The 13,007-nt window shown below is 62.6% G+C and carries 11 protein-coding genes; 4 read left to right on the top strand and 7 right to left on the bottom strand.

Features of this window, described 5'->3' with window-relative positions; all coding sequences use genetic code 11:
- Together NKH52_RS15590 and NKH52_RS15585 are read right to left on the bottom strand one after the other, a co-directional pair.
- Positions 1-1,035, bottom strand: a complete 1,035-nt coding sequence (locus tag NKH52_RS15590; protein WP_352730884.1) for an aldo/keto reductase — start codon at positions 1,033-1,035, stop codon at positions 1-3.
- A gap of 52 nt (positions 1,036-1,087) precedes the next feature.
- The gene (locus NKH52_RS15585; RefSeq protein WP_352730886.1) at positions 1,088-2,269 is read right to left on the bottom strand and encodes an MFS transporter; all 1,182 of its coding nucleotides are present in this window, start codon (positions 2,267-2,269) and stop codon (positions 1,088-1,090) included.
- Positions 2,270-2,388: 119 nt separating this feature from the next.
- Here NKH52_RS15585 and NKH52_RS15580 point away from each other — a divergent pair, with 119 nt between their 5' ends.
- Complete coding sequence (locus tag NKH52_RS15580; RefSeq protein ID WP_023811745.1) at positions 2,389-3,297, top strand: LysR family transcriptional regulator; 909 nt, start codon at positions 2,389-2,391, stop codon at positions 3,295-3,297.
- Between the two features lie 44 nt (positions 3,298-3,341).
- Here the strand turns inward: NKH52_RS15580 and NKH52_RS15575 are convergent, their stop codons facing one another.
- The 3 genes from NKH52_RS15575 to NKH52_RS15565 form a co-directional block, all read right to left on the bottom strand.
- On the bottom strand, positions 3,342-4,391 hold the full coding sequence (locus tag NKH52_RS15575) for an aldo/keto reductase (protein WP_128304067.1): 1,050 nt from the start codon (positions 4,389-4,391) through the stop codon (positions 3,342-3,344).
- Positions 4,392-4,567: 176 nt separating this feature from the next.
- A complete protein-coding gene (locus NKH52_RS15570; RefSeq protein WP_023811747.1) occupies positions 4,568-4,822 on the bottom strand; it encodes a type II toxin-antitoxin system Phd/YefM family antitoxin in 255 nt (84 codons plus the stop codon).
- 431 nt (positions 4,823-5,253) lie between these two features.
- A complete protein-coding gene (locus NKH52_RS15565; RefSeq protein WP_352730890.1) occupies positions 5,254-5,916 on the bottom strand; it encodes a YggS family pyridoxal phosphate-dependent enzyme in 663 nt (220 codons plus the stop codon).
- A 155-nt stretch (positions 5,917-6,071) separates the two neighbouring features.
- On the opposite strand from NKH52_RS15565, the gene leuS reads away from it, so the two are divergent.
- The gene (gene leuS / locus NKH52_RS15560) at positions 6,072-8,696 is read left to right on the top strand and encodes a leucine--tRNA ligase (RefSeq protein WP_352730892.1); all 2,625 of its coding nucleotides are present in this window, start codon (positions 6,072-6,074) and stop codon (positions 8,694-8,696) included.
- Entirely contained in the window at positions 8,683-9,261 is a 579-nt protein-coding gene (lptE, locus tag NKH52_RS15555) for an LPS assembly lipoprotein LptE (RefSeq protein ID WP_023811749.1), read from the top strand. The genes leuS and lptE overlap by 14 nt, the downstream gene beginning before the upstream one ends.
- Positions 9,262-9,338: 77 nt before the next feature.
- Here lptE and NKH52_RS15550 read toward each other — a convergent pair whose 3' ends face one another.
- Entirely contained in the window at positions 9,339-9,506 is a 168-nt protein-coding gene (locus NKH52_RS15550; RefSeq protein WP_352730894.1) for a hypothetical protein, read from the bottom strand.
- A gap of 44 nt (positions 9,507-9,550) precedes the next feature.
- Between NKH52_RS15550 and NKH52_RS15545 the strand changes: the two genes are divergently transcribed.
- Positions 9,551-12,229: a DNA translocase FtsK gene (locus NKH52_RS15545; protein WP_352730897.1), complete on the top strand. Its 2,679-nt coding sequence runs from the start codon at positions 9,551-9,553 to the stop codon at positions 12,227-12,229.
- 91 nt (positions 12,230-12,320) lie between these two features.
- On the opposite strand, the gene NKH52_RS15540 is transcribed toward NKH52_RS15545, so the two are convergent.
- Positions 12,321-12,716, bottom strand: coding sequence for a hypothetical protein (locus NKH52_RS15540; RefSeq protein ID WP_352730900.1), 396 nt, complete (start codon positions 12,714-12,716; stop codon positions 12,321-12,323).
- Positions 12,717-13,007: the final 291 nt, after the last annotated feature.

The following is a 13,007-nucleotide window of genomic DNA, read 5'->3' as shown; positions in this document are numbered from 1 at the left end:
TCACACCACCGGCGGGTTGAGCCGGGCGAAACCTTCCTGGCGACGATAGGGGAAATAGGGGTAGGGCGCGGTAATTTCGCTCGCCGTGTCGAGCTTTTTCATCTGCTCCGGCGTCAAGGTCCAGCCGACGGCGCCGAGGTTCTGGCGCAGCTGCTCCTCGTTGCGGGCGCCGATGATGACGGAGGAAACGGTCGGGCGCTGCAGCAGCCAGTTGATGGCGATCTGCGGCACGGTCTTGCCGGTCTCCAGCGCCACCGCATCGAGCGCATCCATCACCCGATAGAGATGCTCGTCCTCGACCGGCGGTCCGAAGCTTGCCGTGTCGTGCAGCCGGCTCTTTTCCGGCAAGGACTGGCCACGGCGGATCTTGCCGGTCAGGCGGCCCCAGCCGAGCGGGCTCCACACCAGCGCGCCGACGCCCTGGTCGAGGCCGAGCGGCATCAGTTCCCACTCATAGTCGCGGCCGACCAGCGAATAGTAGACCTGATGCGCGACATAGCGCGGATAGCCTTGGCTGTCGGCCTGCGCCAACGACTTCATCACCTGCCAGCCGGAGAAATTGGAGACGCCGACATAGCGCAGCTTGCCGGCGCGAACCAATTCGCCCAGCGTCGACAGAACCTCCTCGATCGGTGTGCCGGCATCGAAGGCGTGCAGCTGCAGCAGGTCGATGTAATCGGTGCCGAGGCGCCTCAGCGCATCATTCACGGATCTGATCAGCCGCGACCGAGACGAGCCATAGTCGGCCGGCCCGTCGCCCATCGGCAGCGCGGTCTTGGTCGAGATCAGCACGGCGTCGCGGCGGCCTTTTATGGCTTCGCCCAGCACCTGTTCAGAAGCGCCGTTCGAATAGACGTCGGCGGTGTCGAACAGGTTGACGCCGGCCTCCAGGCAAATGTCGATCAGCCGCCGCGCTTCCCTGGCATCGCTGTTGCCCCAGGCGCCGAACAGCGGGCCGGAACCGCCAAAGGTTCCCGCGCCAAATGAGAGTGCGGGCACTTTCAGGCCCGATGCACCGAGACGTCGGTAGTCCATCTTTTTACTCCTGTGGAACGAAGGGTGTGGAAAGCGGGTTTGCAGAGGACGGTCACGACCGGATGGAGGCAGGCTCGCCGAGCGTGACGGTGCGATCGAGACGCAGCGCCAGTCCCGCCACGGCGAGTGCCGCGAGCGGCAGCAGGGCGGCGACCCAGGTGAGGGAACCCAGACCAAGACCATGGGCAATCACCGCACCACCAAGCCAGGCGCCTGCGGCGTTGCCGAGATTGAAGGCGGCGATGTTGAAGGACGAGGCGAGGCTCTGACCGGCACCTTGTGCCTTTTCCAGCACCCACATCTGTAGCGGCGCAACTGTGGCGAAGGCGGCAGCGCCGAGCAGGCCGACATAGATGACGGCCATGACCTGGCTGTGGATGGCGAAGGTCATGGTTGCAAGCACCAGGGCCAGCACCACGAGACTGCCCAGCACGGCCGGCACCAGCCAGCGGTCGGCGATCTTGCCGCCAAGCAAATTGCCGGCAATGAGGCCGCCACCGAAGACGAGCAGGATCGGCGACACGGCCGCTTCCTTGAAGCCGCTGATCTCGGTCAGCAGCGGCGCGATATAGGTGAAGACGGCGAAGACACCGGCATAGCCGAGCACGGTGGTGGCAAGACCGAGCAGGACAGGCGTGCGGCGCAAAACGGCGAGATCGGCGCGCAGATCGCTCTTTTCGGGCGCCGTCCGGCTGCGCGGCACCAGAGCCAGGATGATGGCGAAGGCCGCCAGACCGACCAGTGTCACCGCCCAGAAGGTCGCCCGCCAGCCGAAGGCCTGGCCGAGCCAGGTGCCGAAGGGCACACCGAGGATGTTGGCGATGGTCAGCCCGGTGAACATCAGTGCGATCGCCGAGGCTTGTCTGTTGGGCGCGACCAGCCCGGTGGCGACGACAGAGCCGACGCCGAAGAAGGTGCCATGGGCGAAGGCGGTGATGATGCGGGCGCCCATCAGCGTCCAGTAGTCGGGCGCCAGTGCACAGGCGAGATTGCCAAGCGTGAAGATCGCCATCAGCGCCAGAAGCACGGTCTTGCGTGGCCAGTTGCCGGTGGCGATGGTCAGCAGGGGCGCGCCGATGACGACGCCGAGCGCATAGCCCGAAATGAGCTGGCCGGCGGCCGTGATCGAAACGCCGAGATCCTTGCTGACATCGAGCAGCAGACCCATGATGACAAATTCGGTGACGCCGATGCCGAAGGCACCGGCGGCAAGGCCGTAAAGAGCAAGAGGCATGGCGATTTCCACTTCGATGAGGAAGAGCGCCGTCCCGCGCCCCGACCCGTGAGATCGTGCTGCGACGCATTGTGAACCAGACTTGCCTTGGGCACATTTTCTGTGAAATAGATTCACAAATGGCCAGACCCGACATCAATCGCTCCGGTGAGATCGAAGTGTTCGTGCGCGTTGTCGAGGAAGGCAGTTTTTCCTCTGCCGCACGCGCCTTGCGCATGACGCCATCGGCGGTGAGCAAGCTGATCGCGCGGCTGGAGGCCCGGCTTGGCGCGCGGCTGGTCAGCCGTTCGACGCGAAAGCTGCAACTGACGCCGGAAGGCACAGCCTTCTACGACAGCGGCCTGCGCATCCTCGCCGACATGGCGGCGGCCGAGCAGGAGGCAGCGGCGGGTGCTTCACCGCGCGGACGTTTGCGCGTCAACAGCTACGTGCCCTTCGGAGTGCACCGGCTGATCCCGCTTCTGCCTCGGTTCCTCGAACGCTACCCCGAAATCTCAGTCGATCTGGTGCTGACCGACAGCGTCATCGACCTGATGGCGGAACGGGCCGATGTCGCCATCCGTGCCGGGCCGCTGAGTGAGTCACGGCTGGTGGCGCGCAAGCTCGGGCAAAGCCCGGTGGTCGTCGTTGCAGCACCTTCCTATCTGGAGGCGCACGGCACGCCGCTGACGCCAGCGGATCTCGACAGGCACAACCGCATGGGCTTCGGGTTCGTCAGGCATATCGATGGCTGGCCGTTCCTCGACGCGGACGGCCGCGCCATCATGGTTCCCATCACCGGCAACACGCTGGTCAGCGATGGCGAGGCGATGCGGCTGATGGCGCTGGCGGGCGCGGGCGTCGCCCGGCTGGCCCACTGGCATGTGGCGGCCGATATCGCCGCCGGTCGGCTGGTGTCGCTGCTGGAGGCATTCAATCCCGGTGACGAGGAGCCCACCCACGCCGTCTATGTCGGCCAGGGCCGGCATCTGCCGGCGCGGGTGCGTGCCTTTCTCGATTTTCTGGGTGAGAGCGTCCGGCTGACCTGACATCCCGGGAGCCACGGCTCCCGGGATGTCAGCGTGGGCTGTATTTATGCTTTCGGCGTGAACGGCGCCGGGCGGCGGCCCGCTGCCTGGCGCTCCAGCATCCAGCCGGGATATTCGGACGGCAGGGCGCTGACCTCGTCGAGACGAAGCAGATCGTCGCTGTCGAGCTTCACTTCCGTCGCGGCAAGGTTCTGCTCCAGCTGCTCCATGCGGCTGGCGCCGATGATGACGCTCATCACGAAGGGCTTGGCCAGGACATAGCCGAGCGCCACCGTGGCGACGCTGACATCATGCTTTTTGGCGATTTCGCGCATGACGGTAACGGTCGCCCAGGCACGGTCCTCATTGACCGGCGGGAAGTTGAAGGACGCGCGGCGGCCTTCGCCATTGCCGGGCGCGCCGGGGCCGTACTTGCCGGAGAGCAGGCCACCGGCCATCGGCGACCACACCATCAGGCCGAGCTTCTCCTCGTTGAGCAGCGGCACGATCTCGCGCTCGAGGTCGCGGCCGGCGATCGAATAGTAGGACTGCACGGTCTCGAAACGGGCAAAGCCCTTGCGCTCGGCGATGCCGAGCGCCTTGGCGATGCGCCATGCCGCCCAGTTGGAGACGCCGACATAGCGAACCTTGCCGCTGGCAACGAGATCGTCGAGCGCCCGCAGCGTTTCGTCGATCGGCGTCACGGTGTCGGTGCCGTGCAGCTGGTAAAGATCGATATGGTCGAGTTGCAGCCGCTTCAGGCTGGCATCGACCGAATCCATGATGTGGCCGCGTGAAGAGCCGCGCTGGTTCGGACCGTCGCCCATGGCGCCGTGGGCTTTGGTGGCGATGACCACATTCTGCCTGTTCACGCCGAGATCCCTGAGCGACTGGCCGAGCAGCCGTTCGGATTCGCCAAAGGAGTAGACGTCGGCCGTATCGAAGAAATTGACGCCGGCGGCGAGCGAATGGGCAACGATCTCGTTGACGCCCCTCTGGTCGAGACTGGCGATCAGGCCCCATTGGGCATTTTCACCGGCAGCACCGAAGGTCATGGTGCCGAGGCAGATTTCGGAGACGAACATCCCCGTATTTCCAAGCTGATTGTAACGCATGGTGGCGGCTCCAGAGAGTTTGTGATGACGCAAAGCAAATAGGAACGGTACGTTTCGTTTCCAATTGCTGGCTCAACGAGCCCGCCGAGTTGGCCTATAACCCCTCACCGCATCTAATGCCGCCATCAGAAAGCGCCCGCTGCATTCACCGAACGAGGTTCGCATGAGTATGCGGATTATAAGTCTATAACTCGGATCTTCGTCTTCGGGCGGCGATTGACCTCCTCGACGAAGTCGTCATCCCACACGGGACCTGAGAGAAGATATTCCGCAAGCGAAGGTGTTGCGCCGACCAGTCGGTCGTAGTTCTCGGGGGAGAGTACGACAGCAGTTGGCTTTCCGCGCACCGTGATGGTTTGTGGCCCTTGTTCCCGCGCCTGCCGTACGAATTTCGACAGATTGTTCTTCGCGTCCTTAAGATGCCAGTTCAAGGGCACTACTCGCTAGATGGCTTCGCTAGTCATATACCAGATGCCGTTGAAGCATGGCAGGGTTTCCGCTCGAACAGATGTGTTGCTAGTCCCTCGACATGGGTTGGAAGCTATTGGCAGCGAGAATCTATAGCCTCTTTCGGCGGCAGATCGCAAACCTCGGGATAAACATCTCTCTCGTCGTCATCCACGGGCGGAGCAAGGAGCGCAGCGACGCAGCGCAGACCCGAGGATCCATCCCGCGACATCTGCCGAAGAATGCAGCGGAACAGAATTCTGCACCGCTGCATTTTCCTTGTCGTCACGGCATGGATCCTAGGGTCTGCGCTCCGCTTCGCGTCGCTCCGCCCTAGGATGACGAAGGTGTGGTGGCCTGCAGCCAATCGAATATGTTGGAATTTAGCGACTAGAGACCGGTCTGTGCATCGGAACTATCGGTTGCCGAAGATCGCCGAACCGACGCGGACGCTGGTGGCGCCGAAGGCGATCGCCGTCTCGTAGTCGCCAGACATGCCCATCGAGAGTTTGGCGACGCCGGCTTCCTTGCCGAGCTTTTCCAACAGCGCGAAGTGCGGGCCGGGGTTCTCATCGGCCGGCGGGATGCACATCAGGCCCTCGATGGCGAGGCCATGCACGTCGCGGCAGCGGGCGACAAAGGCCACGGCGTCGCGGGGCTCGATGCCTGCCTTCTGCGGCTCGGAGCCGGTGTTGACCTGGACGTAGAGCTTCGGTGCGCGGCCCTGCCTGGCGATCTCCTTGGCCAGTTCGGCGGCGATCTTCTCGCGATCGATCGTCTCGATGACGTCGAACAGCGCCACAGCCTCCTTGGCCTTGTTGGATTGCAGCGGGCCGATCAGATGCAGTTCGATGTCGGGAAATGCGTCCTTCAGATCAGGCCATTTGCCTTGCGCCTCCTGCACGCGGTTCTCGCCGAAGACGCGCTGGCCGGCCTCGATGACCGGGCCGATGTCGGCAGCGTCGAAGGTCTTTGAGACCGCGACCAGCGTCACGACGCCGGCTTCGCGGCCGGCCTCGCGCTCGGCGGCGGCGATCTTCGCCTTGACCGCGAAAAATTGCTGAACGGCGTCACCCATATGCAAATCCTGCTGTTTTGACCGGCGTTTTTGTCAGACGCGATACCCATATGGTTGACGGGTTTGCCAAACCATGGTGAACACCCGGACCACATTCCCTGAACTGCCGAGCCATCGCCCGCAGTTCGCGCCTGCTTTTAAGTGAAAAACGTCCCATGGCAACCGAACGATACAATCCGCGCGCGTCAGAGCCCAAATGGCAGAAGGCCTGGGACGCCAAGAAGCTGTTCGAAGCGCACAATGACGATCCGCGCCCGAAATACTATGTGCTGGAGATGTTCCCCTATCCGTCGGGGCGCATCCATATCGGTCATACCCGCAATTACACGATGGGCGATGTGGTGGCGCGCTACAAACGGGCCAAGGGCTTCAACGTGCTGCATCCGATGGGCTGGGACGCCTTCGGCATGCCGGCCGAAAACGCGGCGATGCAGAACAAGGTCCATCCCAAGGAGTGGACCTACCAGAACATCGCCACCATGCGCGAGCAGCTCAAGGTCATGGGCCTGTCGCTGGACTGGGCGCGCGAATTCGCCACCTGTGACGTTGACTATTACCACCGCCAGCAGATGCTGTTCCTCGATTTTGTCGAGAAGGGGCTGGTGACGCGCAAATCCTCCAAGGTCAACTGGGATCCGGAGGACATGACGGTGCTTGCCAACGAGCAGGTCATCGATGGACGCGGCTGGCGCTCGGGCGCGCTGGTCGAACAGCGCGAACTGACGCAGTGGTTCTTCAAGATCACCGACTTCGCCCAGGATCTGCTGGATTCGCTCGACGGCCTCGACGAATGGCCGGAAAAAGTGAAGCTGATGCAGCAGAACTGGATCGGCCGCTCGGAAGGCCTGCTGATCCGCTGGCCTCTGGCCGACGCCTCTGATGGCGAGCATGAGCTGGAAGTCTATACGACAAGGCCCGACACCATCTTCGGCGCTTCCTTCATGGCTGTCGCCGCCGATCATCCGTTGGCCAAGAGGGCCGCTGCGCACAATCCGGCGCTGGCGAAGTTCATCGAGGATATCGGCCATATGGGCACCTCGGTGGCGGCGCTGGAGACAGCTGAGAAGAAGGGTTTCGACACCGGCATCCGCGTCGTCCATCCGTTTGACGACAACTGGACGCTGCCTGTCTATGTCGCCAATTTCGTTTTGATGGAATACGGCACCGGCGCCATTTTCGGCTGTCCGTCCGGCGACCAGCGCGACCTCGACTTCGCCAACAAATACGGCCTGCCGGTGATCCCGGTGGTGATGCCGGAGGGCGAGAATCCCGCGACGTTCCAGATCATCGATGAAGCCTATGTCGATGACGGCGTGATGATCAATTCGCGCTTTCTCGACGGCATGAAGCCGGATCAGGCTTTCGACGAGGTCGCCAAACTGCTGGAGCAGAAGACGATCGGCAACCGGCCGATGGCCGAGCGCAAGGTGAATTTCCGCCTGCGCGACTGGGGCATTTCGCGCCAGCGCTACTGGGGCTGTCCGATCCCGATGATCCATTGCGAGGCTTGCGGCGTGGTGCCGGTGCCGAAGGCGGACCTGCCGGTGAAGCTGCCCGACGATGTCGATTTCGATCGCCCGGGCAATCCGCTCGACCGGCATCCGACATGGCGCCATGTGAAATGTCCGCAATGCGGCAGGGATGCGCGGCGCGAAACCGACACGATGGACACGTTCGTCGATTCGTCGTGGTATTTCGCCCGCTTCACCGCGCCGTGGGCGCATGAACCGACCGATCCCAAGGCGGCCAACGAATGGCTGCCGGTTGACCAGTATATTGGCGGGATCGAGCACGCGATCCTGCATCTGCTCTATTCGCGCTTTTTCACCCGCGCCATGCGCGAGGCCGGCCATGTCGATCTGGCCGAGCCGTTCAAGGGCCTGTTCACGCAAGGCATGGTGGTGCACGAAACCTATCGCGTCGGCTCGGCATCGAATGGCCGCTGGCTGGCGCCCACCGAAGTTCGGCTGGAGGATGTCGACGGCAAGCGCAGCGCCATCGACATCGCCACCGGCGAGGCCGTCACCATCGGTCCGCTGGAAAAGATGTCGAAATCGAAGAAGAACACGGTGAGCCCGGAAGACATCACCGATGGCTACGGCGCCGATACGGCGCGCTGGTTCATGCTGTCGGATTCTCCGCCCGAGCGCGATGTCGAGTGGACCGACGATGGCGCTGCCGGTGCGCATCGCTTCATCCAGCGCATCTGGCGCCTGGTGTCGACGGCGGCCGAAACACTGGCCGGCATCAAGCCCTTAGCGGCCAGCAGCGGTGAGGCCGCGGTGGTTTCCAAGGCCGCGCACAAGATCCTGAAGGCGGTCGGAGAGGATATCGAGAAGCTCGCCTTCAACCGCGCCATCGCCCGCATCTACGAACTGGCCAACGCGCTGACCACGCCGCTCAACGAGGTGGCCGAAGGCAAGGCCGATGCAGCGCTGAAAGGCGCCTGCCGGCAGGCGGTGGAGATTCTCGTGCATCTGATCGCGCCGGTCATGCCGCATCTGGCCGAGGAGTGCTGGGCAACGCTTGGCGGCACCGATCTCGTTGCCGAACGGCCTTGGCCGGCCTTCGATCCGGCGCTGGTCGTCGACAACGAAGTCACCTATCCGGTACAGGTCAACGGCAAGAAGCGGGGGGATTTGACAATTGCCCGCGACGCGGACCAAGGTGCGGTCGAAAAAGCGGTATTGGCTCTCGACTTCGTGCAGAAAGCACTCGAAGGGAAGGCTCCGCGCAAGGTGATCATCGTGCCGCAGAGGATCGTCAATGTCGTTGCCTGATCGGGAAAAGACAGAGTTGAGCCATTTGCTGCGCCGCATAGCGCTTGCCGGCCTGATAGGTTCGCTCGCGCTTGTCTCGGCCTGCACGGTGCGGCCGCTCTATTCGAGCGCGCCACTGTCGGGTTCGCAGGCCAGTGCCAGTGCCGAACTGGCGTTGATCGGCATCAAGCCGGTCAATACGCGTTACGGCCAACAGGTGCGCAACAATCTGATTTTCGGGTTTGGACGAGGCGCCGGCGAGCCGGCCTCGCCGGCCTATTCGCTCAATCTCGGCGTGACCGAAGCGGTCGAGTCCGCGGCACTTGTGCAGGTCGGAACGGATGAAGACGAACCGACCGCCGGTTCCGTGACGCTGACCGGCAGCTATACGCTGGCTGATGCGAAGACCGGCGTGGTGATCGCATCCGGCAAACGTTCGATCACCTCGTCCTTCGACAGGCCGCGTCAGGAATTCGCCGCATACCGGGCGCAGATCGACGCCGAGAATCGCGCTGCGCGAGAGTTGGCGGAAGCGCTGCAGTTGTCCATTGCCCAGGACCTTGTCCGGCACGGCAAGACCGGCTAGCGCACCTCATCGCTTCACGGAAACGGTCTGGCTCCAGGCATGATGGGGTGATCGCGGGATCATGACCAGATTCTCGATCAGAGATTGTCCGAAGACCCATCGAGCTGCTGCGGCACGGCGAGTAGATCGCGCCACCAGCGTGGATGCGGCGAGACGACGATCGTGCCGTGTCGCTCGCAGACCACCACGAAGATTTTGGTGCCCAGGATGGTCGGCGATCCATCCGGGAAGCAACTGTTAACCACTCGCTCCCTATTGCTCGGCAGACATTTCAAAGTGAGTCTTGAGAATGGAAGCCAAGCGTTTTTCCCGGGTCAATTTATTGACGGCTGCATTGCCTGATGGCCCCGAGGGGAAGCGCTTGGAGAGCATCGGCGACAGGGGCGGTCAGCGAAGTTCTTCCGCGGCAGGCGAACTTGATCGTCCGGCTCGCAAGGAGCCGGACGGCCGGCAGCCCACCACACGCCGGGCCGGCTATTCCGCACCGGTGGTCGATCTCGGCGGCAACAAGCGGCCCTATATGGAGCCGCGGGGTGGCTCGGACGATACGCCTTCGAAAATCGGCGATATCGAGAGCCCTGCCTGGCAGGAATATTTCTTCCTTGCACCCAACGTGCGTTTTACACGCACGCCGGACTATGAGGCCAGGAAGCATCGTCCGCAGCACGAGCGTGTTGTCGAACACGCCGCGACGCGCCCAGCAGAGCAAACCGTTGCTCAATCCATGATCAACGGGGCGTCCTCCGCGCCTTCGCTCCTGGCATTGCCGGCGTCGGTGAAAAGCCCTGCTTCCCAGCCGCTGGCCGGCCACGCCTCACAAGGGCCATTACCGCCGGCTGCTGCTTTTGTTGCCCCGGAGCGCACCAGGGAGAAGGTGCCAGCCGTTGCGCCGGTGCCGCCGAGGTCGGTCGCTACGGCACGGGCATCCGCGCGCGCGTCCGTTGCTCCGGGCGCCAAGACGACCACTTCCGAAAGGCTGCGCTGGCCATATCTTTCGGATCATGCCTTCTTCGAGGCCATGGCACCCTATCTGGTCGACGTTTCGTCGCCGGCCCGGCAGACCGGTCCAGCGTCGCCTGCGCCGCTCGCCGTGGCGCCAGTCACGGCTATGCCGATCGACATCCGCCCAGGGACCGATGCCACCGCATTGTTTCGTGTCATCGACTGCCTTCCAGGCCAGGCCTTGAAGCCGTTGCCGGATGTTTGGCCGGCCAATTCGAACCGGACCGTCGCCCAACCTGGCGTGCCAGCGAGCAATGCGCCGTCGCCGGTCCAGGCTGTCGCAATCCCAGCCGCCAAAAGCGACGCCGTTTCCGTGTCGGCCGCGCCAAGTGTGAACGTCCCTGCCAGGGCCGTTGGCGCCCGGTCCGCGCGCTTGCCTGGGGCTGGAAAGGTCGTGCTGTCAACCGCGGGCGATCCCTATGAGCTTCCCTCGGAAGAGCTGTTGCAGCAGCCACCGGAGGGACAAGGCTTCTACATGTCGCAGGAGCGGCTCGAGCAGAACGCCGATCTGCTGGAAAGCGTGCTCGAGGACTTCGGCGTGCGTGGCGAGATCATTCATGTTCGCCCAGGCCCGGTCGTCACGCTCTATGAGTTCGAGCCGGCGCCCGGCGTCAAATCTTCTCGCGTCATCGGGCTTGCCGACGATATCGCCCGCTCCATGTCGGCGATTTCGGCGCGCGTCGCCGTCGTGCCCGGCCGCAACGTCATCGGCATCGAGCTCCCGAACGAAACGCGCGAAACCGTCTATTTCCGTGAGCTGATCGAATCGGAAGGCTTCCGCAAGACCAGCTGCAAGCTGGCGCTTTGCTTGGGCAAGACGATCGGCGGCGAGCCTGTCATCGCCGAGCTGGCGAAGATGCCGCATTTGCTCGTGGCCGGAACCACCGGCTCCGGCAAGTCGGTCGCCATCAACACCATGATCCTGTCGTTGCTCTACCGGCTGAAGCCGGAAGAATGCCGGCTGATCATGGTCGATCCCAAAATGCTCGAACTCTCCGTCTATGACGGCATCCCGCATCTTCTGACGCCCGTCGTCACGGATCCCAAGAAAGCCGTCACGGCCCTCAAATGGGCCGTGCGCGAAATGGAGGACCGGTATCGCAAGATGGCGCGGCTCGGTGTGCGCAACATCGACGGCTACAACGAGCGTGCCGCTCAAGCCCGTGACAAGGGCGAAACCGTCGTCATGACCGTGCAGACCGGCTTCGAAAAGGGCACCGGCGAACCGCTTTTCGAACAGCAGGAAATCGACCTTGCGCCGATGCCCTACATCGTCGTCATCGTCGACGAGATGGCCGATCTGATGATGGTCGCCGGCAAGGAGATCGAAGGCGCGATCCAGCGTCTGGCGCAGATGGCGCGCGCCGCCGGCATTCACCTGATCATGGCAACGCAGCGTCCCTCGGTCGATGTCATCACGGGCACGATCAAGGCCAACTTCCCGACCCGGATTTCCTTCCAGGTGACATCGAAGATCGACAGCCGCACCATCCTGGGCGAGCAGGGCGCCGAACAATTGCTTGGCCAGGGCGACATGCTGCACATGATGGGCGGCGGGCGCATTTCGCGCGTGCATGGGCCGTTTGTTTCCGACGCCGAGGTCGAGCATGTGGTCGCGCATCTCAAGGCGCAAGGGCGCCCTGAATATCTGGAAACCGTGACGGCCGACGAGGACGAGGAAGAAATCGAAGACGATCAGGGCACGGTCTTCGACAAGGGATCCGTTGCAGCCGAAGACAGCGACGCGATCTACGACGAGGCGGTGAAGGTGGTGGTGCGCGACAAGAAATGCTCGACGTCCTACATCCAGCGGCGCCTCGGCATCGGCTACAACCGCGCCGCGTCCCTGGTCGAGCGTATGGAAAAGGAAGGCTTGGTCGGCACACCCAACCATGTCGGCAAACGCGAAATCATCATGGGCCGGCGCCAGCCGGCGAACGCGCCTGACGACGAGGCTACGGACTGAGCGGCCCTGGCCGTCATGGGATCCTGCTTCAGGGGCAGGTCAAGCTCGTTAATTCCATCACCTATCCCAGCCTAGACCTGAAGCATCTACACTAGCGTGTGTGTCCCCGGTTAACGACGGCCTTTCCAATGCTGACGACCACATAGGATAACCAGCCAATGACATGCCCGAAGAAATAGATGCACAGTCCCAAATATGTAAGAAATGCAATCACAAATAGCTTCTCACCTAACGCAATATTCGTCACGAAGCTTTGAGGCAACAGGGCAAGAATCCAACCGAAGTGAAGGCCCCAGCTACACCCCCATTGACCACACGTCCGGTTGGCACTCAGCACCGTTGCGCCAAGCCACACGACCGAAATCACTATGAAACTCACCCACGAATAACGTTTGTCCCGAATGAGGCCGTAGATTGAAAATGCCTTCGCGAAGGCGAGTCCTATTGATGCAAGAACAGAAAAGGCGATTGAGATTAGAAGGCTCATGCTCGACTCAAGTAGCTAAAACATGGAAGCTACAGCCAGCGCCTTTATAAAGGCTTCGACCAAATCATCGATTTTTAAATGCTTCGAAGAGCATCTCTCTAACGTGATGCCACAGGGTATGCTCAGCAGTGCGTCGAGCTGGGGAACTCGATCAAATATCCTGATTTGAACTTGTCGCTCTTGATTTCAGCTGCCGTGCAATAAAGCCAAAGGAGCTAGTGTAAGGTACGCAAAAAACGAAGACGTGGAAAATCACCCGCCCTCAGCACATGAAAAAGGCCGGTTGCCCGG

The organism is Mesorhizobium sp. M1066, assembly GCF_040318635.1.
Classification (GTDB): Bacteria; Pseudomonadota; Alphaproteobacteria; order Rhizobiales; family Rhizobiaceae; genus Mesorhizobium.
The sequence above is the reverse complement of the archived record's forward strand: the minus strand, read 5'-3'. Positions and strand labels throughout refer to the sequence as shown.